We start from the raw sequence: 25,683 nt of genomic DNA, 5'->3' as shown, positions 1-25,683 counted from the left end.
CGACCTAGAAGCCGGGCGGCTCGGTGTAGACACCCCATTCGTCGCGGAGGGCGTCGCAGATCTCGCCGAGGGTGGCCTCGGCACGGACGGCGTCCAGCATCGGGCCGACCATATTGGAGCCGTCGCGGGCGGCGGTGAGCATGGCGTCCAGCGCGCCGCGCACCCGGGCGTCGTCCCGGCGGGACCGGCGGTCGCCGAGGGCGCGGACCTGGTCGCGCTCGACCTCATGGCTGACCCGGAGGATCTCCAGGTCCCCGGTGACCGAGCCATGGTGGACATTGACGCCCACCACCCGCTTGTCACCCTTCTCCAGGGACTGCTGGTAGCGGAAGGCGGACTCGGCGATCTCGCCGGTGAACCAGCCGTCCTCGATGCCCCGGAGGATGCCGGAGGTGATCGGTCCGATGGGGTGGACCCCGTCGGGATGGGCCCGGGTGCCGCGCTCCTTGATCCGGTCGAAGATCGCCTCGGCGTCGGCCTCGATGCGGTCGGTGAGCTGCTCCACGTACCAGGAGCCGCCGAGCGGGTCGGCGACATGGGCGACGCCGGTCTCCTCCATCAGGACCTGCTGGGTCCGCAGGGCGATCTCCGCCGCCTGCTCACTGGGGAGGGCGAGGGTCTCGTCGAGGGCGTTGGTGTGGAGCGAGTTGGTGCCGCCGAGGATCGCCGAGAGGGCCTCGACGGCGGTCCGTACGACGTTGTTGTACGGCTGCTGCGCGGTGAGCGAGACCCCGGCGGTCTGGGTGTGGAAGCGGAGCCACTGGGACTTGTCCTTCTTCGCCCCGTACACCTCGCGCATCCAGCGGGCCCAGATCCGGCGGGCCGCGCGGAACTTGGCGATCTCCTCGAAGAAGTCGAGATGGGCGTCGAAGAAGAACGAGAGCCCGGGGGCGAAGACATCGACATCGAGTCCCCGGCTGAGCCCCAGCTCGACATAGCCGAAGCCGTCGGCGAGGGTGTACGCCAGCTCCTGCGCGGCCGTCGACCCGGCCTCCCGGATGTGGTAGCCGGAGACGGAGAGCGGCTTGTACGCGGGGATGGAGCGGGCGCAGTGCTCCATGAGGTCGCCGATCAGCCTGAGGTGCGGCTCGGGCGGGAACAGCCACTCCTTCTGGGCGATGTACTCCTTGAAGATGTCCGTCTGGAGGGTGCCGTTGAGTACGGCCGGGTCGACGCCCTGCCGCTCGGCGGCGACCAGGTACATGCAGAAGACGGGGACGGCGGGGCCGCTGATCGTCATCGAGGTGGTGACATCGCCCAGCGGGATGCCCTGGAAGAGGACCTCCATATCGGCGGCGGAGTCGATGGCGACCCCGCAGTGGCCGACCTCGCCGAGGGAGCGGGGGTCGTCGGAGTCCCGGCCCATGAGGGTGGGCATGTCGAAGGCGACGGAGAGCCCGCCGCCCCCGGCGGCCAGGATCATTTTGTAGCGCTCATTGGTCTGCTCGGCGTTGCCGAAGCCGGCGAACTGGCGGATGGTCCAGGTGCGGCCCCGGTAGCCGGTGGCGTGGAGACCCCGGGTGAAGGGGTACTCACCGGGCCAGCCGATGCGCTCGAACCCCTCGTACACATCGCCCGGCCGGGGCCCGTAGACCGGGTCGACCGGATCTCCCGAAAGGGTGGAGAAGTCCGCTTCGCGCTTGCGCGCCCGGTCATAGCGGGCCTGCCAGCGGCGGCGGCCCTCCTCAACGGCGTCAGCGTCCATGCCGACAAATTTACTAGGACGTCCTAGTATCTGTCGATGAGAAAGCCGCCGCGAACCGGGGACGCGGCGGCTCAGGGGCCCGGACGGGCCCGATGGGGTACGACCGGCGAGGTCAGGCGGCTGCCTTGACCGTGTCACCGTCCGTGATCAGCGCACGGGCCTCGCGGCTGATCTTCGGCTCGACGAAGAAGGACGCCACCGGGATGCAGCCGGCCGCCAGGACCCACAGCAGCTTGCCGAAGGACCACTTCGCCTTGGAGCCCAGATCGAACGCGAAGATGACGTAGACGATGAAGAGCACACCGTGGATCTGGGAGATCACCATGGTGTCGCCGGTCTCGAAGCCGTACTTGGCGACGATGGCGGCGGTGAAGACGAGCAGCCAGACGGCGGTGATGTACGCCATCACCCGGTAGCGGGTCAGGACGGTCTGTTTCATGAGGATGAGCGTAACCGGGAGTGAGGTGGGGACCGCCGCCGGGGCGGGCCCGGGGCGGCGCGGTGGACAGTTGGAGAACCAGGGCTGGTCAGGGGGGAGCCGGGGGCGGGGAGGGCGCCCTGGTCAGCGCTCCTCGAAGTCCCGCGCGGCCACCCGCAGCGGCCGGAGCGTGGCGAAGATCTCGGCGCACTCCTCCGCGTCGTAGGCGCCCAGACCGAAGTCCATCGCCATCAGATCGCGGGTGGCCGACTCGACCACCTCACGCCCCTTGTCGGTGATGCTCGCCAGGGTGCCGCGCCCGTCGTTGGGGTTGGGCCGCTTGGCGACCAGACCGGAGCGCACCAGCCGGTCGACCGTATTGGTGACCGAGGTGGGGTGGACCATCAGCCGCTCGCCGATCTTGGACATCGGCAGCTCACCCGCCTTGGAGAAGGTGAGCAGCACCAGTGCCTCGTACCGCGCGAAGGTGAGTCCGTACGGCTTGACGACGGCGTCCACCTCGGCGAGCAGGATCTGGTGGGCGCGCATGATCGAGGTGATGGCGGCCATGGAGGGAACGGGGCCCCAGCGCTGCCGCCACAGCTCGTCGGCACGGGCGATCGGATCGAAGGGGAGGCTGAGCGGCTTGGACACACACCGACCCTACCCACAGGTCATCCGGTGGTCAGCCCCCGCGAGGACCCCGGCCGGGCACCCGGGCCGGGGCCGGATCGCCGGCCCTGCCCCGGTGCGCCGCCGACCAGCGGTGGAGCGTCAGGCCTGGGCGATGTCCTCGCGCCGGGCGCGCGCGGCGATCACCGCGTCATCGGCGGAGCGCTTGAGCTTGCGCTCGGCGACAAAGCCGCCGAAGGGCACCACGGAGAGGATGAAGTAGAGCGCGGCGGTCTTCAGATCCCACTTGGTGCGGTTCCAGGCATCGGCCCAGAAGAGCACATAGATGATGAAGAGGATGCCGTGGATCATCCCCAGCGCGGGGACCGCGTTGAACTCCGTCGTGCGCTTCAGCACCGAGGCGACCATCAGCAGGATGAACGAGATGGCCTCCGGAGCGGAGACGAGCCGGAGGCGGTGGAGGGACGAGGCGGTCTTGATGTCCACGGTGGCACCTTCGATGGGACGACGGAGAGGATCTTGTGAACGCGCTCACAAGCGCGGCCCATTGTGGCAGGTTCCTTTGCCAAGCCTTTGTCCGGGGTCGGCTCGGGCCTGTTCGGGCCCCTACGGGCCCGTACCAGGGGGGTGTGGTTATCCACAGGCCCTGTCGCCCCGGTGGCGCGGGCGGTTACCGTCGCCGGGTGGCAATGTTCCGGCTCCAGGGGAGCAAGGTGCTCGCGGTCGAGCTGACCGGCGACACCGTCAGAGCGAAGAACGGATCGATGGTCGCCTATGAGGGCAGTGTGTCCTTCAAAAAGCTGACCGGCGGCGGAGAGGGCATCCGGGGGATGGTCACCCGCCGGCTCACCGGTGAGCAGATGACCATGATGGAGGTCAAAGGGCACGGCGTCTGCTACCTCGCGGACCGGGCGACCGAGATCAATCTGGTCGGGCTCCAGGGCGACAAGCTGTTCGTCGAGTCCGGCAATCTGCTGTGCGCGGAGGGCACCCTGCGCACCGGCACCAGCTTCACCGGGCTGCGCGGCGGCGCCACCGGCCAGGGGCTCTTCACCACCACGGTGGAGGGGAGCGGGCAGGTGGCGATCATGTCGGACGGCCCGGCGGTGCTGCTGCGGGTGACCCCGCAGTACCCGCTCTCGGTCGACCCCGGCGCCTACATCGCCCACCAGGGCCGCCTTCAGCAGAAGTTCCAGTCGGGGGTGACCTTCCGCTCCTTCATCGGGGAGAGCGGCGGGGAGGCGTTCCAGCTCCGCTTCGAGGGCGACGGCCTCGTCTATGTGCAGCCCAGTGAGCGGGTCACGGTCGGAGGCGACGCCTGATGACATTCCGTGAGATCAATTCCCGGATGGTCGAGGCGACGGTGGTGCCCGGCCGGAAGCTCTACAGCCAGCGCGGGGCGATGCTGGCCTACCGGGGCGAGGTCACCTTCACACCCAACAGCCGGGGCGGCGGGGGCGGGCTGATGTCCATGATCGGCCGCCGGGTCGCGGGCGAGAGCACCCCGCTGATGACGGTGGAGGGCGACGGCACGGTGATGTTCGGCCACGGCGGCCACCATGTCCAGCTGATCCAGCTCACCGGGGACACCCTCTGTGTCGAGGCGGACCGGCTGCTGGCCTTCGACGGCAGCCTGGAGCAGGGGACCCTCTTCCTGGGGTCGCAGGGCGGGATCATGGGGATGGTGCGTGGACAGGTGAGCGGCCAGGGGCTGTTCACCACGACCCTGCGCGGCCATGGCTCGGCCGCGGTGATGGCCCACGGCGGGGTGGTGGAGCTGCCGATCGTCCCGGGGCGGCCGGTCCATGTGGACCCGCAGGCGTATGTGGCCCACCACGGCGATGTGCGGAACAAGCTCTCCACCGCGCTCGACTGGCGGGACATGGTGGGGCGGGGCTCGGGCGAGGCCTTCCAGCTGGAGCTGAGCGGCAGCGGCGCGGTCTATGTGCAGGCATCGGAGGAGAAGCTGTGAGCGGACCGGTCGCGTACGACCCCATGACCCTGCCGAGTGACGACAACGTCAACCCGTACACCTTCTGTGTGGAGTTGAAGGGCGACCGGTGGTTCCTCCAGAAGGGGAAGATGATCGCCTATTACGGGCGGATCGAGTTCAACGGCATCGGGCACGGCCGCTTCGAGTCGCTGCTGCGGACCTCCTTCCACTCACCGCTGCACGCGGGCGACTGGGTGGTGGCGGAGGGCAGCGGCAAGATGCTGCTCGCGGACCGCGCGTTCGATGTGAACTCCTATGACCTGGACGAGGGGAATCTGACGATCCGCTCGGGGAATCTGCTGGCGTACCAGCCGTCCCTGGCGCTGAAGCAGTCGATCGTGCCCGGGTTTCTGACCCTGATCGGGACCGGGCGGTTCGTCGCCGTCTCGAACGGCCCGGTGGTGTTCCTGGAGCCCCCGCTGCGGGTGGACCCGCAGGCGCTGGTGGGCTGGGCGGACTGCCCCTCCCCCTGCCACCACTACGACCACACCTACAAGACCGGGGTGATGGGCGGGGTACGGGCGCTGACCGGCATCGGGGGCGCCTCCGGCGAGGAGCACCAGTTCGAGTTCGTCGGGGCGGGGACGGTCCTGCTCCAGTCGACGGAGAAGCTGCTGGACGAGGTGGCCACGGGCGCCCCGCCGGACCAGGCCGGCGTCCCCGGGGCCCGCTCCGGCGGGGGGTCGCACCAGGGCCAGCAGCAGTCCGTGCCCCGGCTCCCCGGCCAGCTCGGTGATCTCCAACGACGCTTCGGCCTGTGAGGGGTAGTCTGCGGAGTGTGACGTCGAACGTCTGCGCCCCCAGTACGCTGCGCACAGCGGGTGACCGGGCGACCCCGCTGCCGCGGGTGCCCCGGGTCACAGCCCCAGACTTCGTCCGTATTTCAACTTCTTAGGTAGAATCCATATATGGAGACCGAGACGGCCACGCGCTGGCTGAGCGATGACGAGCAGTGCACCTGGCGCGCCCATCTGGATGTGAGCCGGCTGCTGATGCACCAGCTGGAGAAGGACCTTCAGCCGTTCGGCCTGACCAACAACGACTACGAGATCCTGGTCAATCTGTCGGAGTCGGCCGATCATCGCCTGCGGATGAGCGACCTCGCCGCCGCCACCCTTCAGTCCAAGAGCCGCCTCTCGCACCAGATCACCCGGATGGAGAGCGCCGGTCTGGTGCGCCGTGAGAACTGCGAGTCGGACCGGCGCGGGCTCTACGCCGTCCTCACCGAGCAGGGCATGGAGACCATGCGGAAGGTCGCGCCCCACCATGTGGCCTCCGTGCGCAAGCACTTCATCGATCTGATGTCGCCCGAGGAGCTGACGGCGCTGCGGCAGTCGCTCTCCCCGGTCGCCGACCATCTGCGCGGGCGGCGCGGCAAGATCTGACACCGCCGCCCGGCCCGCGGCCCCGGAAGGCCGCGGGCCCCGAGGGCCCCGAGGGCCTCTCCTTCCGGCCGGGCCGGCTCAGGAGGCCACCGGGAGGCGCAGCCGGAAGAGCGCGCCGCCCGCGGCGGCCCGGCCGACGGTGAGATCGCCGCCGTGCCGCACCGCGACATCGCGGGCGATGGCCAGGCCGAGCCCGGCGCCTCCGTCGTCCCGGGTACGGGCGTCGTCCAGCCGGACGAACCGCTCGAAGATCCTCTCCCGCTCGTCCTCCGGGACTCCGTCGCCGTCGTCGGCGACCTCCACCACGATCCAGCCGCCGTCGGCCCGTACGGTCGCGGTGACCTCGTCGCGCGCATGGCGCTGGGCGTTGTCCAGCAGATTGCCGACCACCCGGGCCAGCTGCGAGCGGGAGCCGCTGACCTCCAGGCCCGCCGCGCTCTCCACGGTGACCGGGACCCGGTCCCCGTACCGCTGGGACACCTCCTCACGGACCGTCGCACCGAGGTCGATCCGGGCACTGGCGGGCCGCTCCCCCGCGTCCAGCCGGGCCAGCAGCAGCAGATCGGCGGCGAGCTGCTGAAGCCGTACGGTGTCCTCCACCGCGCCCGGGACATCGAGCAGTTCCGGGTGGGCGGCGCCCACTTCGAGCTGGGTCCGCAGCGAGGCGATGGGGCTGCGCAGCTCATGCGAGGCGTCGGCGACAAAGCGGCGCTGCCGCTCCACGGACGCCTCCAGCGCGGCCAGGGTCTCATTGGTGGTGCGGGCGAGCCGGTCGATCTCGTCCCGGCTGCCGGGCTCGGGGACCCGGCGGCTCAGATCCTCGCTGTGGGTGATCGCCTCCATCTCCCGGCGGATGCCCTCGACGGGCCCCAGCGCCCTGCTGGTCACCAGCCAGGTCACGGAGGCCACGATCACCAGCATCACCGGCAGCCCGACGAGCATGGCGTCCCGTACGGTGCCCACCGCGCTCTCCTCGGTGGCGAGCGGGGCGCCCGCGTAGACGGTGCCGGTGGCCCCGTCCTCGTCCCGGGTGGCCCGGACACCGACGAAGCGGTAGCGCTCGGTGTCGCCGTCCACGGTGATCGTGCCGTTGGAGACCTCCTCCTCGCCCGGCGCCACCTGGCCCGGCTCGGGCTCCTCGGAGCCGTCCCCGTCGGAGGAGTCGTCCGAGTCGGAGGAGTCCTCGGAATCCTCGCTGTCCTCGTCCTCCGAGGGCTCGCACCGCTGGGGTACGACCGAGGCGCTCGGGGTGCCGGAGATGGCCTCCAGACCGGGGCTGACGGCGATCACACAGCCGTTCCCGTCCACGATCTGGATGGGCCGCTCCTCGGCCCGGGAGAGGTCCAGCTTCTCGTCGAGCGCGAACCGGGAGGCGGTCTGCCGGGCGGTGACCTCGGCCTGGAGCGCGGCGTCGTCCTCCAGGTTCTTCTGGAGCAGCGACAGCACGGAGAGCCCGGCCGCGATCAGCGCGGCGGCGACGACCAGGGTGGCGCCGACGGCGGCCTTGGCGCGGACGGACCTCATGCCCCGGCCACCAGTCGGTAGCCCGCGCCGCGCACGGTCTGGATCCGGGGGGCGCCGAGCTTGCGGCGCAGGGCGCTGATGTAGACCTCGATGATGTTGGGGTCGCCGTCATAGGCGAAGTCCCACACATGCTCCAGGATCTGCGCCTTGCTGACGACCTCGCCGGCGCGCACGGCGAGCTGCTCAAGGACGGAGAACTCCTTGGCGGTCAGGGTGGCCTCCCGCTCGCCCAGGAAGACCCGGCGGGCGGCGGTGTCGATCCGCAGATCGCCCACGGTGATCTGCGGGGAGCCGCCCGCGCGGCCCCGGCGCCGCAGCAGGGCCTTCACCCGGGCGACGAGCACGACATACGAGAACGGTTTCGTCAGATAGTCGTCGGCGCCGGTGTCCAGGCCCTCGGCCTCGTCGTACTCGCCGTCCTTGGCGGTCAGCATGAGGATGGGCACATCGTGTCCGGCGGCGCGCAGGGCGGCGCAGACCCGGTAGCCGTTCATGCCGGGGAGCATGATGTCGAGGACGACCAGGTCGTACGAGCCCTCGGAGGCACGGTGCAGCCCTTCGAGGCCGTCGTGCACCACGTCCACGGCGTATCCCTCGGCCGTCAGTCCCCCCGCGAGGGAGAGCGCGAGCCTTTTCTCGTCCTCCACGATCAACAAACGCATGCGCCCAGGGTCGCAAACCGAAGCTGAAGATCGCTTCAGGTGGCTTCAGGTTGTGTTCAGCATCTCCCGGCCAGATTGGTGTCTGTCGAAAGCGACCGAGTCCCTCACCGGAGGTTTTCCCCATGAAGCGCAAGTTCATCATCGCCACTGCCGTCGCCGCCCTGCTGACCGGCGGCGCGGTCACCGCGGTCGCGGCCTCCGCTGAGGACCGGCCGGACACCCGGTCGATCACCAAGATCTCCTCGGCCGAGGCGACGAAGGCGGCGCTCAAGGAGCAGTCCGGGCGGGTGGCGTCGGTGAGCCTCGACGACGGGGTCTGGGAGGTCGAGATCGTCGACGCGAAGGGCAAGGGCCAGGAGGTCCGCGTCGACGCGGAGAGCGGCAAGGTGACGGGGACGGAGCGCGACGACGACCACGATGACCGGAACGACCGCGACGACCGGGACGACCGGGACGACGCCGATGACCGGGACGACCGGGACGACGACCGCGACGAGGTCTCCGTCCGCGATGCCAAGGTCGACGCCGACCAGGCCCGCGCCGCCGCGCTCGCCCTCCGGCCGGGCACGGTGACGGAGATCGAGCTGGACGACAACCACTGGGAGGTCGAGATCCGCGCCAAGGGCGGTGCGGAGCACGATGTCCGCGTGGACGCGGGGACGGGGAAGGCGACGGTTTCGGTGGACGACCGCGATGACCGCGATGACCGCGATGACCGTGACGACGACCGGGATGACGCGGACGACCGTAACGACCGCGATGACGACCGCGACGACCGGGACGACGCCGACGACAAGAACGACGACTGACCGTGTCCTCGCCCCGAAGGCCCGGCCGGCCACCCTCCCGGCCGGGCCTTCGCCGTACATCGGCCCCGTGAGGACCCGGGCCCCGAGTCACCTCGGGCCGACGTCGGGGACCAGCCCCCGAACCCCCGCTCCTCAATCGCCGGAGGGGCTGATTTTCCTGGCCCAAGGCTGACTTTGACCCACTCGGAGACAAGATCCCTCTCAGCAGGCGGCCCGAGCAAAAACAAGCCCGTCCGGCGATTGAGGACGGACCCGAGCCCCGAGCCACCTCAGGCCGACGTCGGGGACCAGCCCCCGAACCCCCGCTCCTCAAACGCCGGAGGGGCTTGTTCAGGCCGTCCGGGAGCCTAGAAAACCAGCCCCGCCGGCGATTGAGGCGCCGAAGGTTCGAAGAACCTGACAACGGGCCCTGCGGGCTAGCCCGACGTGAGGTCGGAGATCAGCGCGTCCGCCGCGCGGTAGGGGTCCAGCTCGCCCTGGAGAACCCGGGCCGCCAGGGCCGACACGCGGAGGTCGCCGTGGAGATCCGCCAGCCTCGACCTCAGCCCCGTCACCGCGATCGTCTCGATCTCCGCCGCCGCCCTCCGTACCCGCCGCGCCGCCAGCTCGTCGTGCTCCTCCATCCACGCCCGGTGCTTCTCCACCGCCGCCACCAGCTCCTCCACGCCCTCCCCCCGCGCCGCCACCATCTTGAGGACGCTCGGGCGCCAGTCCCCCGGCGCCCGTGCCTCGCCGAGGCCGAGCATGTGGTTCAGCTCGCGGGCGGTCGCGTCCGCGCCCTCCCGGTCGGCCTTGTTGACGGCGTAGAGGTCGCCGATCTCCAGGATGCCCGCCTTCGCGGCCTGGATCCCGTCGCCCATCCCGGGGGCGAGGAGCACCACACAGGTGTCGGCCTGCGCGGCGATCTCCACCTCGGACTGCCCGACCCCGACCGTCTCCACCAGGACGACATCGCACCCGGCCGCGTCGAGCACCCGGATGGCCTGCGGGGCGGCCCACGCGAGCCCGCCCAGATGCCCGCGGGTGGCCATGGACCGGATGTAGACCCCCGGGTCCGAGGCATGCTCGGACATCCGTACCCGGTCGCCGAGGAGCGCACCGCCGGAGAAGGGCGAGGACGGGTCGACGGCGAGCACCCCGACCCGCTTCCCCGCCTTCCGGTACGCGGTGACCAGCGCCGATGTGGTGGTGGACTTGCCGACCCCGGGCGACCCGGTGAGGCCCACGACATACGCCCCGCCGGTCAGCGGGGCCAGCGCCGCCATCACCTCACGGAGCTGGGGGGAGGCCCCCTCCACCAGCGAGATCAGCCGGGCCACCGCCCGGGGCCGGCCCTCTCTCGCCTGGGCGACCAGCTGTGGGACGTCCACCATGGATGCCGCTCCTCCGTTGCTCTCGACGCGCCGCTCTCGTAACCCCGTACCCGGCTCAGCCCCCGGCGGGAACCCGCAGGATCAGCGCGTCGCCCTGGCCACCGCCGCCGCAGAGCGCCGCCGCGCCCACCCCGCCGCCGCGCCGCCCCAGCTCCAGTGCCAGATGGAGCACGAGCCGGGCCCCGGACATGCCGATCGGATGGCCGAGCGCGATGGCCCCACCGTTGACGTTCACCTTTTCGGGTGACACGCCCAGATCCTTCATCGACTGGACGGCGACCGCCGCGAACGCCTCGTTGATCTCGATGAGGTCCAGGTCAGCGATGTCGATGCCCTCCTTGCGCAGGGCGTGCTCGATCGCCCGGGACGGCTGGGAGTGGAGCGAGTTGTCGGGCCCGGCGACATTGCCGTGGGCGCCGATCTCCGCGATCCACTCCAGACCCAGCTCCTCGGCGCGGGCGCGGCTCATGACGACGACCGCCGCCGCCCCGTCGGAGATCTGCGAGGAGGAGCCCGCCGTGATGGTGCCGTCCGCGCTGAAGGCGGGCCGCAGCCGCCCCAGCCCCTCGGCGGTGGTCTCCGGGCGGATCCCCTCGTCCTCGGCGACGACGACGGGGTCGCCCTTGCGCTGCGGGATCTCCACCGGGGTGATCTCCGCCTCGAAGATCCCGTTCTTGCGCGCGGCGGCGGCCCGCTGGTGGGAGAGGGCGGCGATCTCGTCCTGCTCGGCGCGCCCGATGCCCAGCAGGGTGTTGTGCCGCTCGGTGGACTCGCCCATGGCGATGGACTCGAAGGGGTCGGTGAGCCCGTCGTGGGCCATGGCGTCCATCATCTCCACGGCGCCGTACTTGTATCCCTGGCGGGAGTTCGGCAGCAGATGGGGCGCGTTGGTCATGGACTCCTGGCCGCCCGCGACGACCACATCGAACTCGCCCGCGCGGATCAGCTGGTCCGCGAGGGCGATGGCGTCGAGCCCGGAGAGACAGACCTTGTTGACGGTGAGCGCCGGCACGGTCATCGGAATGCCCGCCCGCACGGCCGCCTGCCGCGCCGGGATCTGCCCGGCGCCCGCCTGGAGCACCTGGCCCATGATCACGTACTCCACCTGCTCGGGCCGGACCCCGGCCCGCTCCAGCGCGGCCTTGATCGCGAAACCGCCGAGGTCGGCCCCCGAGAAGGTCTTCAGGGAGCCCAGCAGACGCCCCATGGGCGTCCGCGCGCCCGCGACGATCACCGAGGTGGTACCGGTCGTTCCAGACATGAGACACGATCCCCTTACCGGCCCGCCGGCCGCGGAGTGAACGAGGGTTTACCTCAAATGTACTGAGCGGCTCCGCCGGGGGTCACCGGGCGGTGAGTGTGATCGCGCGCACCTTGCGCTCGCGCCGCTCCCCCGCTCCACTGGGCGGATGCTGACAAGAATCGACCACATCGGAATCGCGTGTCACGACCTCGACACAACTGTGGAGTTCTATCGCTCCACCTACGGCTTCGAGGTCTGCCACACGGAGGTGAACGAGGAGCAGGGGGTACGGGAGGCCATGCTGCGGATCAGCGGCACATCCGACGGCGGCGCCTCCTACCTCCAGCTGCTGGAACCCCTGCGGGAGGACTCCACCGTGGCGAAGTGGCTGGCCAAGAACGGGGAGGGCGTTCATCACATCGCCTTCGGCACCGCCGATGTCGACGGGGACGCGGAATCCATTCGGAGCAAGGGCGTCCGAGTTCTCTACGACCGGCCGAAGACCGGTTCCATGGGGTCCAGAATCACCTTTCTGCACCCCAAGGACTGTCATGGGGTGCTCACCGAACTCGTCACCTCTGCAACAGAGCACTGACCTCACGATTCCCGGCCCGGTAGAGTGGGCGATTCCGGGCCGGGGCCGGGTCGGGGCCGCACCGCGTCCTCTCATATCGATCTGTCACCATTCCCCGGGGAGCCGTTCGTCCGCGAACGGCGCTTGTGTGGAGTCAGTTGCGACCAGGGGACGGATGGGACCGCGCAGTGCGGGGCTACGAACGCCAGGAGAGCCACCGAGCTGACGACGACCACCTCTCGCGGTTCGAGGCCGAGATGGACCGGCTGAAGACCGAGCGGGAGAAGGCCGTCCAGCACGCCGAGGACCTCGGCTACCAGGTCGAGGTGTTGCGCGCCAAACTCCATGAGGCCCGCCGCAGCCTCGCGGCGCGCCCCGCCTACGACAGTGCCGACCTCGGGTACCAGGCCGAGCAGATGCTGCGCAACGCGCAGGTGCAGGCCGACCAGATGCGCCAGGACGCGGAGCGGGAGCTGCGGGAGGCACGCGCGCAGACCCAGCGCATCCTCCAGGAGCACGCCGAGCACCAGGCCCGGCTCCAGGCGGAGCTGCACACCGAGGCCAATCAGCGCCGGCAGCGCCTCGACCAGGAGCTGGCGGAGCGGCGCCGCACGGTCGAGGCCCATGTCAACGAGAACGTGGCCTGGGCCGAGCAGCTGCGGGCCCGGACCGAGTCACAGGCCCGCAGACTCCTCGACGAGTCGCGCGCCGAGGCCGAGCAGGCCCTCGGCCAGGCCCGTACCGAGGCCCAGCGGCTCTCCGAGGAGACCCGCAGACGGGTCAGCGCGGACGCCGAGGCCGCCCGTACGGAGGCCGAGGCGGTGCTGCTGCGCGCCCGCAAGGACGCCGAGCGGCTGCTGAACACCGCCTCCGGCCAGGCGCAGGAGGCCGCTGCCCACGCCGAGCAGCTGCGCTCCACCACCACCGCCGAGGCCGAGCAGGCCCGCCAGCAGGCCACCGAGCTGTCCCGCTCCGCCGAGCAGCGGTTCCAGGAGGCCGAGGAGCGGCTGCGGGAGTCCCGCGCCGAGGCCGACCGGGTCCTCGCCGAGGCGAAGGAGAGCGCCGCCAAGCGCCTCGCCTCCGCCGAGTCGGACAACGAGCAGCGCACCCGTACCGCCAAGGCGGAGATCGCCCGGCTGGTCGCCGAGGCCACCACCGAGGCCGAGGCGCTGAAGGCGGAGGCCGAGCAGGCGCTCTCCGACGCCCGTACGGAGGCGGAGACCCAGGTCGCCGCCGCCACCGAGAAGGCCCGTACCGCGGCGGCCGAGGACTCCGCCGCCCAGCTCGCCAAGGCCGCGCGGGCCGCCGAGGAGATCCTCACCAAGGCGTCCGAGGACGCCCGGGAGACCACCCGTACCGCCGGGACCGAGGCCGAGCGCATCCGCGCCGAGGCCGACGCCGAGGCGGAGCGGCTGCGCACCGAGGCGGAGGACCAGGCCGACCAGCTCAAAGGCGCCGCCAAGGACGACACCAAGGAGTACCGCGCCCGGACCGTCGAACTCCAGGAGGAGGCGCGACGGCTGCGCGGCGAGGCCGAGCAGCTGCGCTCGGAGGCGGTGGCCGAGGGCGAGCGGATCCGTGGCGAGGCCCGCCGGGAGGCGGTCCAGCAGATCGAGGAGGCGGCCAGCTCCGCCGAGGAGATCCTCACCAGGGCCCGGACCGACGCCGACGAGCTGCGGACGACCGCCACCACCGACAGCGAGCGGGTCAGGTCGGAGGCCACCGAGCGGGCCACCGGTCTGCGCCGGCAGGCCGAGGAGACCCTCGAACGCACCCGCGAGGAGGCCGACCGGCTGCGCGCGGAGGCCGATGAGCAGGCCGCCCAGGTGCGCGAGAGCGCCGAGCGGGCCTCCGGTGAGCTGCGCGAGGAGACCGAGCGGGCGGTGACCGCCCGGCAGGAGGAGGCGGCCCGGAAGATCGCCCGCATCCAGAACGAGACGGACGCCCGGCTGGGCGCCGCCGAGCAGACCCTCACCGACGCGCGCGCCGAGGGCGAGCGGATGCGGCGGGAGACCGCCGAGGAGACCGAGCGGCTGCGCACCGAGGCGGCCGAGCGGATCCGTTCGCTGCGGGCCCAGGCCGAGGAGGAGGCCGCCCGGCTCCGCGACGAGGCCGCGGCCGACGCCTCCGTCGCCCGTGCCGAGGGCGAGAACATCGCGGTACGGCTGCGTGGTGACGCGGCGGCCGAGGCCGAGCGGCTCAAGAACGAGGCGCAGGACACCGCCGACCGGCTGCGCGCGGAGGCCGCCGCGGCGGCCGAGCGGGTGGGTGCGGAGGCCGCGGAGGCGCTGGCCGCCGCCCGGGAGGAGGCCGAGCGGCGCCGCCGGGAGGCCGAGGAGATCCTGGAGTCCGCCCGTACCGAGGCCGGCCAGGAGCGGGAGGCGGCCCGGGAGCAGAGCGAGGAGCTGCTGGCGTCCGCCCGCCGCCGGGTGGAGGAGGCCCAGGCCGAGGCGCAGCGACTGGTCGACGAGGCCGAGCGGCGCGCGGGCGAGCTGGTGGCCGCCGCCGAGCAGACCGCCAAGCAGGTACGGGAGTCCGTCGCCGGGCTGCACGAGCAGGCCGAGGAGGAGATCACCGGGCTGCGTTCGGCCGCGGAGCACGCGGCGGAGCGGACCCGTACCGAGGCACAGGACGAGGCCGACCGGGTACGCACCGACGCGCACGCCGAGCGGGAGCGGGCCACCGAGGACGCGGCCCGGGTACGGGCCCGTGCCCAGGAGGAGTCCGAGGCGGCGAAGGCGCTGGCCGAGCAGACCACGGTCGAGGCCATCGCGGAGGCGGACCGGCTGCGCGCGGAGACCATCGCGGAGATGGAGGCGCTGCGGACGGAGACCGTCTCCGAGGCCGAGCGGGTCCGTGACGAGGCGGTCGCCGACGCGGAGCGGCTGCGCGCGGACACGGCGGAGTACGCCCAGCGGATGCGGACGGAGGCGTCCGACGCGTCGGCCTCCGCCGATCAGGACGCGGCCCGGACCAGGGCGGACGCCCGGGAGGACGCCAACCGGATCCGTTCGGAGGCGGCGGCCCAGGCGGACCGGCTCATCGGCGAGGCGTCGTCCGAGGGCGACCAGCTCCGGACCGATGCCCAGCAGGTGCTGGACGAGGCGCGGCAGACGGCGGACAAGCGCCGGGCGGACGCGGCCGAGCAGGCCGATCAGCTCGTCGCGGAGGCGCAGAGCGACGCGGAGCGGATCAGGACCGAGGGCGAGCAGGTCCTCACCAAGGCGCGGGAGGCCGCCGACAAGCGGCGCACGGACGCGGGCGAGCAGGCGGACCGCCTGGTCTCCGAGGCGTCCGGCGAAGCGGATCGGCTGCTGGGCGATGCCCGTGCGGAGGCGGAGCGGCTGCGGGCCGAGGCCGCCGACACGGTGGGCGCGGCGCAGCAGGCTGCCGAGCGCATAAGGGTGGAGTCGGAGCAGAAGCGGGCGGACGCGGAGGCGTCCGTGGAGCGGATGCGGACCGACGCGCAGGACGCCGCGGACCGTCTGGTGGACGAGGCGCGGCAGGCGGCGGACAAGCGGCGCACGGACGCGGCCGAGCAGGCCGACCAGCTGGTCGCCAAGGCCCAGGAGGAGGCGATGCGGGCCGCGCTGGAGTCCGAGAAGCGGGCCGACGCGCTGGTGGGCGCGGCCCGTCAGGAGTCGGAGCGGCTGGTCGCCGAGTCGACGGTGGAGGGCAACTCCCTGGTGGAGAAGGCCCGTACGGACGCGGACGAGCTGCTGGTCGGTGCCCGCCGGGACGCCACCGCCATAAGGGAGCGCGGCGAGGAGCTGCGGGCCCGGGTGGCGGGCGAGGTCGAGGAGCTGCACGAGCGGGCCCGCCGGGAGAGCGCCGAGCAGATGAAGTCGACGGGTGAGCGGGTCGATCAGCTGATCAAGGCGGCGCAGGCGCAGGAGGCCGAGGCCGTCGAGAAGGCGAAGCAGCTGAAGGCCGACGCGGACTCGGAGGCGAGCAAGGTCCGGATCGCCGCGGTCAAGCGGGCGGAGAGCCTGCTGAAGGAGGCCGAGCAGAAGAAGGCGGAGCTGACCCGGCAGGGCGAGCGCATCCGGGCGGAGGCCGAGACGGAGGCGGAGCGGCTGGTCGGCGAGGGACAGCGGGAGCTGGAGGTGCTGGTGCGCCGCCGGGCGGACATCCAGACCGAGATCTCCCGGGTGCAGGATGTCCTGGAGGCGCTGGAGTCCTTCGAGGCGCCGGGGTCCGGCGGGAAGCCGTCGGGCGGTACGGGCGTCAGGGCGGGCGCGACGCGCGGCGGCAAGTCCGGGGGCTGACCCCCGCACCCCCGCACCCCCTCACTGGGACCGGGACCGGCGGCCATCCCGCCGGTCCCCCGCCCGACCGGGCCGCTGCCCGCGCCCGGCACCGGCACCGGCACCGGCACCGGCACCGGGCACTTCCCCTCACCGGGCCCGGGAGAGCCGTACCGATCCCCGCCGTACCGACCCCCCGCCGGATGGGCGCACCCGGGTGGACATGTCCCGGGGCAGGAAGCCGGAGCCATGGAGCCGGGGGTACGGGGAACTCCGGCCCCCTCATGTCCGCAGGGCGGTGCGCGGTGTCCGGGTGAGCCGGGGGGCGGTGACCGGGCGCGGTCCCGGCGGAGGATTGACGGGCGCGGCCGCGGGCACCGGTGAACCGGACGGGTGTACGCGGGAAGCGGGGCCGGGCCGCCGAAACACCGCCCGGCCCGTACCGTCGCCGCAGGACCGGACGGCGTCTCAGGTGGCGGACCGTTGTCCACGGATGGCGGATCCCGCCCCGGCCTTCGGCGCCGCACCCGCGGGCCCGGCGCGGGCTGTCGTCATGTCAGCCGGCATCGTCGCAGGCCGCGACCGGTCCCCTGACAGGCCGTCGCAGGCGCGCCGACCCCCCTGAGGTGCGCTGCGGCGCGCCCGAGGGTGCGTCAGGATATCGAGTGACACGCCTCAGCCACCCGAAAGGCTGGACATTCTCCAGATCAAACCGACATCCGCTCGATGACACGCCGCTCGGGCCCCTAGGATTCCCTCTATCACCTCACCGGTCTCATTCGACAGGAACCCCATGAGCGACACATCCTCCCCCTTCGGCTTCGAGCTCGTGCGGCGTGGTTACGACCGCGGCCAGGTGGACGACCGCATTACCAAGCTCGTTGCCGACCGTGACAGTGCTCTGGCCCGAATCACCTCTCTGGAAAAGCGCATCGAGGAACTCCACCTCGAAACGCAGAACGCCCAGGCGCAGGTCGCCGAGGCCGAGCCGTCGTACGCCGGCCTCGGCGCCCGCGTCGAAAAGATCCTCCGGCTGGCCGAGGAGGAGGCGAAGGACCTGCGCGAGGAGGCCCGTCGCGCCGCCGAACAGCACCGTGAGCTGGCGGAGTCCGCCGCCCAGCAGGTGCGCAACGACGCCGAGTCGTTCGCCGCCGACCGCAAGGCGAAGGCGGAGGACGAGGGCGTCCACATCGTCGAGAAGGCGAAGGGCGAGGCCCAGCAGCTCCGCGCCGAGGCGCAGAAGGACGCGCAGTCCAAGCGGGAGGAGGCGGACGCGCTCTTCGAGGAGACCCGGGCCAAGGCCGCCCAGGCCGCCGCGGACTTCGAGACCAACCTCGCCAAGCGGCGGGAGCAGTCGGAGCGCGATCTGGCGTCGCGTCAGGCCAAGGCGGAGAAGCGGCTCGCGGAGATCGAGCACCGTGCCGAGCAGCTCCGCCTGGAGGCCGAGAAGCTGCGTACGGACGCCGAGCGCCGGGCCCGTCAGACCGTGGAGACGGCGCAGCGCCAGGCCGAGGACATCGTGGCGGACGCCAATGCCAAGGCCGACCGTATCCGCAGCGAATCCGAGCGCGAGCTGGCGGCGCTCACCAACCGCCGTGACTCCATCAACGCCCAGCTGACCAATGTCCGGGAGATGCTGGCGACGCTGACGGGCGCCGCGGTGGCCGCCGCCGGCACCCCCGCCGACGACGACATCTCGCGCGGTGTCCCGGCCCAGCAGACCCGCTGAGCCCTTCCGGGACCCGGTGCGGGAGCCTGCGGGAACATCTGCGGGAGCCGCGGTGAAAGTACCGTGAAAGAAATCGGAAAGCCCCCTGTCGCTCAAGTGGCGGGGGGCTTTCCGCGCCTTTAGCGTGGCCGCATGATCGAGTTGGATGGCCTCACCAAACGGTTCGGTGCGAAGCTTGCCGTCGACCGGCTCTCGTTCCGGGTCCGGCCCGGTGTGGTGACGGGATTCCTCGGTCCGAATGGCGCGGGGAAGTCGACCACGATGCGGATGATGCTCGATCTCGACAATCCCACCGGTGGCGCGGTCCGGATCGACGGCCGGCGCTATCGCGAGCTGGCGGAACCGCTGAAGTACATCGGCGCGCTGCTGGAGGCCCGGTCGGTCCATGGCGGCCGGAGCGCGTATCACCATCTCCTCTGTCTCGCGCAGTCGAACCGTATTCCGGCCGCCCGGGTGCGGGAGGTGCTGGACATCGTCGGTCTGACCGCCGTCGCGGACAAGAAGGCGAAGGGTTTCTCCCTGGGAATGGCGCAGCGGCTGGGGATCGCGTCGGCGCTGCTGGGCGATCCCCGGGTGCTGCTCTTCGACGAGCCGGTCAACGGTCTGGACCCCGAGGGCATCCACTGGATCCGCCATCTGATGAAACAGCTCGCCTCCGAGGGCCGGACCATCTTTGTCTCCTCGCACCTCATGAGCGAGATGGCGCTCACCGCCGACCATCTGATCGTCATCGGGCAGGGGCGGCTGCTGGCGGACACCTCGATGGCCGCTTTCATCCAGGAGAACTCGCGCAGCTATACGCGGGTGCGCTCGCCGGAGCGGGAGCGGCTGGTGGAGATGGTGCGGGCGGCCGGGTTCACCCCGGTGGAGGCGGGCGGCGGGACGCTGGAGGTGGACGGGGTGAGTACGGAGCGGCTGGGCGAGCTGGCGGCGGAGCACCGGATCACGCTGCATGAGCTGAGCGCGCAGCGGGCGTCCCTGGAGGAGGCGTTCATGCGGATGACGGCGGGTTCGGTCGAGTACCACGCGCACGGGACGGCGGAGGGGCCCACCACGGCGCCGCCGCCCGGCCCGCCGACACCGCGCTGGGGCGAGAGCTTCCGGCCCGCCGCCGGGCTGCCCCCGGGGCCCGGCGGCGCGGGCCACGGCCGGGCGGAGGGCTGAGCGATGGCGTCCCTTCCCGCGGTCCTCCACTCCGAGTGGACCAAGATCCGTACGGTCTCCTCCACGACCTGGACGCTGGTCAGCGCCTTCGTGGTCACCGTGGCCGTCGGCGGGGCGCTGTGCGCGCTCTTCCGGTCGAGCTTCGACCGTCTCTCCGTCCAGCAGCAGCTGACCTTCGACCCGACGCTGGCGGGCTTCTCCGGGATGGTCCTCGGGCAGCTGGCGATGGTGGTCTTCGGGGTCCTGGTGGTCGGTACGGAGTACAGCTCCGGCATGATCCGTGCCTCGCTGGCGGCGGTGCCGCGGCGCGGGATCTTCCTGCTCGGAAAACTCACGGTGGCGACGGCTCTCGCGCTGGCCGTGGGGCTCGCCACGAGTTTCGCGTCGTTCTTCGTCGGCCAGGCACTGCTGGGTGACCACCGCACCACGCTGGGTGCGGACAATGTGCTGCGGGCGGTGATCGGCGGCGGCCTCTATATGGGACTGATCGCACTGTTCTCGATGGCGGTGGCGACGATCCTGCGGAGTTCGATGCTGGCCCTCGGCATTCTGATGCCGTTCTTCTTCCTCGTTTCGCAGATTCTGGTGGCGGTACCGAAGGCGAAGACGGTCGCGCAGTACTTCCCCGACCAGGCGGGGTCGAAAATCATGCAGGTGGTGCCGGACGCGATGGGCAGTACGGCGGCTCCGTACGGGCCCTGGGGCGGGCTGGGGATCATGGCACTTTGGGTGGTGGCGGCGTCGCTCGGGGCGTATCTCGTTCTGGAGAAGCGGGACGCCTGACACAAGACGCAATTTCCGGCCCCTTGCCTCACTCATCGCAAGAGGTTGTGACCGAAGCGTTACCCATTACCGGGAACTACCTGAAAGTCAGTATCCTCCTAAGACTTACGGGGGCGTACAGCCGACTGGCGTGTGCCCTGACGACGATCGAAAGTCGATGGGGCTGGAGAATGATCGAGGCAGTCGGCCTGACGAAGCGCTATGGCGACAAGACAGCCGTGCACAACCTTTCCTTCCAGGTTCGGCCGGGCGCCGTCACCGGGTTCCTGGGTCCCAACGGCGCCGGCAAGTCGACCACGATGCGGATGATCCTCGGGCTCGACACCCCGAGCGCGGGCCGCGTCACCATCGGCGGACTGCCCTTCCGGCAGACCCCCAACGCACCCCGTCAGGTCGGCGCGCTCCTCGACGCCAAGGCCGTGCACGGCGGGCGCAGCGCCCGCAACCACCTGCTGTCCCTCGCCCAGCTCTCCGGCATCCCGGCCCGCCGGGTGGACGAGGTGCTGGCCGTGGTGGGCCTCCAGCAGGTGGCCAAGAAGCGGTCCAAGGGCTTCTCCCTCGGTATGGGACAGCGGCTCGGCATAGCCGCGGCGCTCCTCGGCGACCCCCAGGTGCTCCTCTTCGACGAGCCGGTCAACGGTCTCGACCCCGAGGGCATCCTCTGGGTCCGCAATCTGATGAGGCAGCTCGCCGCCGAGGGCCGGACGGTCTTCGTCTCCTCGCACCTCATGAGCGAGATGGCGCTCACCGCCGACCATCTGATCGTCATCGGCCGGGGGCAGCTGCTCTCGGACATGGGCGTCACGGACTTCATCTCCGCGAACTCCGCCGACTTCGCCCGGGTGCGCACCCCGGAGACCGAGCGCGAGGGGCGCGAGAAGCTCTCCGCCGCGCTGAGCGGGGCCGGTGCCCGGGTGATGCCGGAGCCGGACGGGGCGCTGCGGGTGATGGGGCTGCCGCTGCCGCGGATCAGTGACATCGCCCATGAGACCGGGGTACGGCTCTGGGAGCTGTCGCCGCACCAGGCGTCGCTGGAGGAGGCGTACATGCGGATGACGCAGGGCGCCGTGGACTACCGCTCCTCCGCCGACCAGAAGGCCGGGCTGGCCCCGGAGACCCGGCCCGGTTTCGCACCGCCGCAGCAGATCCCCGAGGTGCCGCAGCAGGGCTGGTACGCCCCGCCGCCGCAGCACCCCGGCGCCGCGCCCGCCGCGCCCACCGTGCCGCCGGTTCCCCAGGCGCCGCAGGACCCGCGGGTCGCCGCCCCGGTTCCCCCGGCTCCTTCGGCTCCCCCGACGCAGCCGCCCGCCGCCGCCCCGACGATCATGGCCAAGGATCTCTGATGACCACCCCGTACCCCCCGCAGAGCGTCCCCGGCGCCGGCTATGTCTCGCCGATACCGATCCGCAGGGCGACCCTGGGTGACGCCCTGGCCTCCGAGTGGACCAAGATCCGATCGGTGCGATCCACGATGTGGACGCTCGGGGTGATGGCGGCCCTCATCATCGGCCTCGGCATCCTGGTCGGGTTCGCCATGAGGGACTCCGCCGACTCGGGCGTGCCCGACCAGTCGGCGCTCGCCCTCGGTGTCTTCGGCGCGCTGCTCGGCAGCATCTGTGTGATGACCCTCGGGGTGCTGACGATCACCTCCGAGTACGGCACCGGGATGATCCGCACCACCCTGACGGCCTGCCCCTCCCGGGGCCGGGTGCTCGCCGCCAAGGCCATCGTCTTCTTTCTGCTGATCTTCGCCTACACCTTCGTCCTGACGCTGGTGACGGGCGCCCTCCAGGTCTCGCTGGTGGACCAGGTCCCCTCCCCCACCGGTGAGGACTGGGCCCGCGGGACCGTCGGCATCAGCTTCTACCTGGCCTGCCTCGGGCTGGTGGCGCTGGCCGTGGGCACCGTCGTCCGCCACTCGGCGGGCGCGATCACCGCGATGTTCGGTGTGGTGCTGCTGCCGCTGGTGGCGGCGATGTTCATGGTCTCGGAGTCGATGCGAGGCCTCCAGGAGTGGCTGCTGGAGTACTCCATCCCCAACCAGCTCTCCATGATCTACGACAGCTCCGCCGCCGAGTCCGGTCCGCAGGGCTGGGAGTCGGTGGCGATCATCACCGTCCTCGCCGCGGTGGCGCTGGGCGGCGCCTGGTCGGTACTGAAGTCACGGGACGTCTGAGGTCGCGGGCGGTCCGACCGCCCGGCCCGGCCTCAGTGCTTGGGCGCGTTACGGGACCGCTGCACCCGCGTGGTGCGGCGGTCCTTCGCGTTCCAGCACGCCTTGTGCCAGTGCCTGCGGTCGTCCACGCCGCCGTGCTCCGGCCAGGCCACCACATGCGGTACGCCGACGATCTCCTGGTCGCAACCGGGACAGCGATAGCGCTTGCCCGCCGCGCTCGCCCCGGACACCAGACGGACCGACCACTCCTCGCCCTGCCAGGTCTCGGTGCGCCCGAAACCCCCGTAGCGGTCGGCCGGTTCATCGGGGTGGACGGGGGAACGGTCGCCGCCCTGCGGGCGGTTGCGGCGGGGGGACACGTGGACACCTCACGGACGAACGGGGACGATGTGCGGAGTTCAAGCCTACGGTCCGCGCCCCGGGGTACACGTACCGCGCGGACCGGCGACCACGCCTCCCACCGGCTCGGTTACCGGACAATCGCAAGAGATTCACGAGGGGCCGTGCCCTTGGCACGTGTCAGACGTTAGTGCCGGTGGGGGAAAGAGAGACGCGTCGGCCGCAAGGAGGCTAAAGGCGATGCGCGTGGGTACATTCGTGCTGGCGGCACAGTTCCCGGGCCAGGGTCAGGGGGAGGCACTGCACCGGGCGGTGCGCTCGGCCGAGGTGGCCGAGGAGGCCGGGCTCGACTCCGTCTGGCTCGCCGAGCACCACTTCGTTCCATACGGTGTCTGCCCCTCCGCGGTGACGCTGGCCGCACTGCTGCTGGGCCGCACCCGCCGGATCCGGGTGGGTACGGCGGTGAGCGTCCTGCCCGGGACACACCCCGTCGCCCTCGGCGAGCAGGCGGCACTGCTCCATGTCACCAGCGGCGGCCGGTTCTCGCTGGGGGTGGGGCGCGGCGGCCCCTGGGTCGATCTGGAGGTCTTCGGCTCGGGCATCGAGGCCTATGAGTCGGGCTTCCCCGACGCCCTCGACCTGCTGCTGCGCTGGCTGCGCGAACCCTCCGTCGCCGCCGCGTCGGAACGGTTCTCCTTCCGTGAGGTGGCCGTCGTCCCGCGCCCCGACGAGCTGATCGGCGGCCCCCCGGTGCCGGAGACCGTGGTGGCCTGCACCTCCTCCCGGACGGTACGGCTGGCCGCCGAGCGCGCCCTGCCGATGCTCCTCGGTATGCACTGCGGGGACGAGGAGAAGGCGGAGATGGTGGCGTTCTGGCAGCGCTGCGCCCTGGAGGCGGGCCATCCCCGCGAGATGGTGCTGGAGGCACCCCATGTGTCGGCCGGGGTCGCACAGATCGCCTCCAGCGCGGCGGACGCGAGCGAGATCCTGCTGAAGGCGATGCCCGGCTGGCTGAAGCAGGGGCTGGACGCCCACATCACGATCGACGGCCGGGTGCGGGTGATGCGCGACCCGCTGGCGTACACGGAGATGCTGTGCGGGCTGCACCCCGTGGGCCCGCCCCAGCTGGCCGCCGACCGGCTGGCCGCCACCGCCGAGCGCACCGGCATCCGCCGCTTCGCGCTGCTGGTGGAGGGGTCGGGCGAGCTGGCCGCGACGGAGGAGAACATCCGGCGGCTGGGCGAGGACGTCCTGCCCCTGCTGCGCTGAGGCCCCCCGCCGGGGCCCGTCCGCCGGGTGCCGTGAGGCAGGGCCCGCCCGCCCTGTGCCGTGCGCCGTCCGCCCTGTGCGCCGGGCCCGTCCGCCGGGTCCCGGTGGCCCGGCGCCACCTCCACCGCCCCGCGTCTGTCACCTCTCCCGCGACGCGGAACGGCGGCGGCGGTACGGGCCGTCAGCAGTCGCGCAGTTCCGGCGACTGGTTCAACAACTGCCCCCGTACGGAAGTGAAGCGCGCGTACCGCTCGTCCACCGACGGGTCCAGCGGGAAGACCGCGACACGGTGACAGTTCTGGAACGCGAGCCGCACCCCGAAGTGGCGCTCCAGCGCACCGCGGATCGCGTCACTGGCGAGAGCGCGCAGCAGCTGACCGCGCGCCTGCTCGTCCGGCGGCGGCGTCAGGTTGTCGGCGAACTGTCCGCCGTCCACCTTCAGCCGGGCCACCAGGGTGCTGATCATCTCCCATGCGTAGGGCAGGGAGGTCCGGACGCAGTCGACGAAGTCGCCTTCGTCGACCTCGCCTCGCTCGGCCTGTGCCAACAGGGCCGGTGAGACGTCGAGCGACATGGGTTCTCCTCTCGCGGCCCCGGGATCCGGGGCCTTACGGGCAGGGAAGAGACCGCCGTACCGGCTCCTGCCGCGATGGTCATGCGCATGACGAATGACCACAGAGAGTGCACGAACGGCGACCTCCTGCATCAACGGTAAGTGCGTGTCCCTGACCGCACCAGGAGAAGGAGCGGACATCCGGCTGGAAACGAAGGGGAGGAGGGGTGTCCAGCCGAAGAATCTCAGTCAGCCGCAGGGGGTCGGGCACCTCGGTAGTACGTAGGGAGAATCGCGCGCCGGGCCCGGTGTCGAGTAGCGTTGCCGACCATGCGCCTTGTCATCGCCCGCTGCTCCGTGGATTACGCGGGCCGTCTCACCGCCCATCTGCCCTCCGCCCCCCGTCTGATCCTGGTCAAGGCAGACGGCAGTGTCTCCATCCACGCGGACGACCGCGCGTACAAACCCCTGAATTGGATGTCGCCGCCCTGCACCCTCAAGGAGGGGGACGACAACATCTGGACGGTCGTCAACAAGGCGGGCGAGAAGCTGATCATCACCATGGAGGAAGTCCTCCATGACTCCTCCCATGAACTGGGCGTGGACCCGGGTCTGATCAAGGACGGGGTGGAGGCGCACCTCCAGGAGCTGCTGGCGGACCGGATCGAGACCCTGGGCGAGGGCTACAGCCTGATCCGCCGCGAATACCCCACCGCCATCGGGCCCGTGGACATCCTCTGCCGGGACGCCGACGGCACCACGGTCGCCGTGGAGATCAAGCGGCGGGGCGAGATCGACGGCGTGGAGCAGCTCACCCGCTATCTGGAGCTGCTCAACCGCGATCCCCATCTCGCGCCGGTACGGGGCCTGTTCGCGGCCCAGGAGATCAAGCCGCAGGCACGGGTGCTGGCGACGGACCGGGGCATCGGCTGTGTGGTGCTGGACTACAACGCGCTGCGCGGGATCGAGGACGACAAGCTGCGGCTCTTCTGATCCGCGCCCCTCGGCGCCCACCAGAGCCCAGCAGCGCCCAGCAGCGGCGGAACAGCACCGACGGCCCCGGGACACCCCGGGGCCGTCGTGCGTCCACGGGCGCGCGGCCCG

General features: G+C 71.6%; 24 protein-coding genes. 14 read left to right on the top strand and 10 right to left on the bottom strand.

The genetic code is table 11. The features are described from left to right. Positions 1-4: 4 nt before the first annotated feature. The 4 genes from icmA to ABT354_RS08810 all read right to left on the bottom strand — a co-directional run bounded on the left by icmA (position 5) and on the right by ABT354_RS08810 (position 3,242). On the bottom strand, positions 5-1,705 hold the full coding sequence (gene icmA, locus ABT354_RS08825; protein ID WP_351490867.1) for a coenzyme B12-dependent isobutyryl-CoA mutase large subunit: 1,701 nt from the start codon (positions 1,703-1,705) through the stop codon (positions 5-7). Between the two features lie 112 nt (positions 1,706-1,817). After that, positions 1,818-2,144 carry a DUF3817 domain-containing protein gene (locus tag ABT354_RS08820; RefSeq protein WP_351490863.1) on the bottom strand — a complete coding sequence of 109 codons (327 nt, stop codon included), beginning with the start codon at positions 2,142-2,144 and terminating at the stop codon, positions 1,818-1,820. Between the two features lie 123 nt (positions 2,145-2,267). Then, a complete protein-coding gene (locus ABT354_RS08815; protein WP_351490861.1) occupies positions 2,268-2,777 on the bottom strand; it encodes a MarR family winged helix-turn-helix transcriptional regulator in 510 nt (169 codons plus the stop codon). 120 nt (positions 2,778-2,897) lie between these two features. Further along, positions 2,898-3,242: a DUF3817 domain-containing protein gene (locus ABT354_RS08810; RefSeq protein WP_351490858.1), complete on the bottom strand. Its 345-nt coding sequence runs from the start codon at positions 3,240-3,242 to the stop codon at positions 2,898-2,900. 203 nt (positions 3,243-3,445) lie between these two features. On the opposite strand from ABT354_RS08810, the gene ABT354_RS08805 reads away from it, so the two are divergent. The 4 genes from ABT354_RS08805 (at position 3,446) to ABT354_RS08790 (ending at position 6,134) form a co-directional block, all read left to right on the top strand. Further along, positions 3,446-4,078: an AIM24 family protein gene (locus ABT354_RS08805; protein ID WP_351491155.1), complete on the top strand. Its 633-nt coding sequence runs from the start codon at positions 3,446-3,448 to the stop codon at positions 4,076-4,078. Then, positions 4,078-4,728, top strand: a complete 651-nt coding sequence (locus ABT354_RS08800) for an AIM24 family protein (protein WP_351490855.1) — start codon at positions 4,078-4,080, stop codon at positions 4,726-4,728. The genes ABT354_RS08805 and ABT354_RS08800 overlap by 1 nt, the downstream gene beginning before the upstream one ends. Continuing rightward, entirely contained in the window at positions 4,725-5,510 is a 786-nt protein-coding gene (locus ABT354_RS08795; RefSeq protein ID WP_351490853.1) for an AIM24 family protein, read from the top strand. Before ABT354_RS08800 ends, ABT354_RS08795 begins: the two co-directional genes overlap by 4 nt. 147 nt (positions 5,511-5,657) lie before the next feature. Next, on the top strand, positions 5,658-6,134 hold the full coding sequence (locus ABT354_RS08790; protein ID WP_351490851.1) for a MarR family winged helix-turn-helix transcriptional regulator: 477 nt from the start codon (positions 5,658-5,660) through the stop codon (positions 6,132-6,134). A 78-nt stretch (positions 6,135-6,212) separates the two neighbouring features. On the opposite strand, the gene ABT354_RS08785 is transcribed toward ABT354_RS08790, so the two are convergent. Further along, on the bottom strand, positions 6,213-7,658 hold the full coding sequence (locus ABT354_RS08785; protein WP_351490849.1) for a sensor histidine kinase: 1,446 nt from the start codon (positions 7,656-7,658) through the stop codon (positions 6,213-6,215). Beyond that, positions 7,655-8,320: a response regulator transcription factor gene (locus ABT354_RS08780; RefSeq protein WP_351490847.1), complete on the bottom strand. Its 666-nt coding sequence runs from the start codon at positions 8,318-8,320 to the stop codon at positions 7,655-7,657. The genes ABT354_RS08785 and ABT354_RS08780 overlap by 4 nt, the downstream gene beginning before the upstream one ends. Before the next feature lie 122 nt (positions 8,321-8,442). Here ABT354_RS08780 and ABT354_RS08775 point away from each other — a divergent pair, with 122 nt between their 5' ends. Further along, entirely contained in the window at positions 8,443-9,129 is a 687-nt protein-coding gene (locus tag ABT354_RS08775; RefSeq protein ID WP_351490845.1) for a PepSY domain-containing protein, read from the top strand. A 416-nt stretch (positions 9,130-9,545) separates the two neighbouring features. Here ABT354_RS08775 and meaB read toward each other — a convergent pair whose 3' ends face one another. After that, positions 9,546-10,502, bottom strand: a complete 957-nt coding sequence (gene meaB, locus ABT354_RS08770) for a methylmalonyl Co-A mutase-associated GTPase MeaB (RefSeq protein WP_351490843.1) — start codon at positions 10,500-10,502, stop codon at positions 9,546-9,548. A gap of 55 nt (positions 10,503-10,557) precedes the next feature. Beyond that, on the bottom strand, positions 10,558-11,763 hold the full coding sequence (locus ABT354_RS08765; protein WP_351490841.1) for an acetyl-CoA C-acetyltransferase: 1,206 nt from the start codon (positions 11,761-11,763) through the stop codon (positions 10,558-10,560). 148 nt (positions 11,764-11,911) lie between these two features. Between ABT354_RS08765 and mce the strand changes: the two genes are divergently transcribed. From mce to ABT354_RS08730, 7 genes are all read left to right on the top strand, one after another. Then, positions 11,912-12,340: a methylmalonyl-CoA epimerase gene (mce, locus tag ABT354_RS08760; RefSeq protein WP_351490839.1), complete on the top strand. Its 429-nt coding sequence runs from the start codon at positions 11,912-11,914 to the stop codon at positions 12,338-12,340. Positions 12,341-12,507: 167 nt separating this feature from the next. Further along, a complete protein-coding gene (gene scy / locus ABT354_RS08755) occupies positions 12,508-16,587 on the top strand; it encodes a polarized growth protein Scy (protein WP_351490837.1) in 4,080 nt (1,359 codons plus the stop codon). A 772-nt stretch (positions 16,588-17,359) separates the two neighbouring features. Continuing rightward, complete coding sequence (locus ABT354_RS08750) at positions 17,360-18,295, top strand: coiled-coil domain-containing protein (protein ID WP_351490834.1); 936 nt, start codon at positions 17,360-17,362, stop codon at positions 18,293-18,295. A gap of 132 nt (positions 18,296-18,427) precedes the next feature. Then, entirely contained in the window at positions 18,428-19,459 is a 1,032-nt protein-coding gene (locus tag ABT354_RS08745; RefSeq protein WP_351490832.1) for an ABC transporter ATP-binding protein, read from the top strand. A 3-nt stretch (positions 19,460-19,462) separates the two neighbouring features. Next, on the top strand, positions 19,463-20,242 hold the full coding sequence (locus ABT354_RS08740; RefSeq protein WP_351490830.1) for an ABC transporter permease: 780 nt from the start codon (positions 19,463-19,465) through the stop codon (positions 20,240-20,242). Between the two features lie 170 nt (positions 20,243-20,412). Beyond that, positions 20,413-21,585: an ABC transporter ATP-binding protein gene (locus ABT354_RS08735; protein ID WP_351490828.1), complete on the top strand. Its 1,173-nt coding sequence runs from the start codon at positions 20,413-20,415 to the stop codon at positions 21,583-21,585. Further along, positions 21,585-22,418, top strand: a complete 834-nt coding sequence (locus ABT354_RS08730) for an ABC transporter permease (RefSeq protein WP_351490826.1) — start codon at positions 21,585-21,587, stop codon at positions 22,416-22,418. The genes ABT354_RS08735 and ABT354_RS08730 overlap by 1 nt, the downstream gene beginning before the upstream one ends. A 32-nt stretch (positions 22,419-22,450) precedes the next feature. On the opposite strand, the gene ABT354_RS08725 is transcribed toward ABT354_RS08730, so the two are convergent. Further along, positions 22,451-22,777, bottom strand: coding sequence for an Rv1322 family protein (locus tag ABT354_RS08725; RefSeq protein WP_351490823.1), 327 nt, complete (start codon positions 22,775-22,777; stop codon positions 22,451-22,453). A 220-nt stretch (positions 22,778-22,997) separates the two neighbouring features. Here ABT354_RS08725 and ABT354_RS08720 point away from each other — a divergent pair, with 220 nt between their 5' ends. Then, positions 22,998-24,026 (top strand): LLM class flavin-dependent oxidoreductase, encoded by a 1,029-nt coding sequence (locus ABT354_RS08720; RefSeq protein WP_351490821.1) that lies wholly within the window; start codon positions 22,998-23,000, stop codon positions 24,024-24,026. Positions 24,027-24,207: 181 nt separating this feature from the next. On the opposite strand, the gene ABT354_RS08715 is transcribed toward ABT354_RS08720, so the two are convergent. Next, positions 24,208-24,600, bottom strand: a complete 393-nt coding sequence (locus ABT354_RS08715; protein ID WP_351490819.1) for an SCO5389 family protein — start codon at positions 24,598-24,600, stop codon at positions 24,208-24,210. A 309-nt stretch (positions 24,601-24,909) separates the two neighbouring features. On the opposite strand from ABT354_RS08715, the gene nucS reads away from it, so the two are divergent. Continuing rightward, positions 24,910-25,572 (top strand): endonuclease NucS, encoded by a 663-nt coding sequence (nucS, locus tag ABT354_RS08710; protein WP_351490817.1) that lies wholly within the window; start codon positions 24,910-24,912, stop codon positions 25,570-25,572. Positions 25,573-25,683 lie beyond the last annotated feature (111 nt).

This window comes from Streptomyces sp. NPDC000594 (assembly GCF_040299965.1).
Classification (GTDB): Bacteria; Actinomycetota; Actinomycetes; order Streptomycetales; family Streptomycetaceae; genus Streptomyces.
This window is presented reverse-complemented; position numbering and strand designations above follow the sequence as displayed.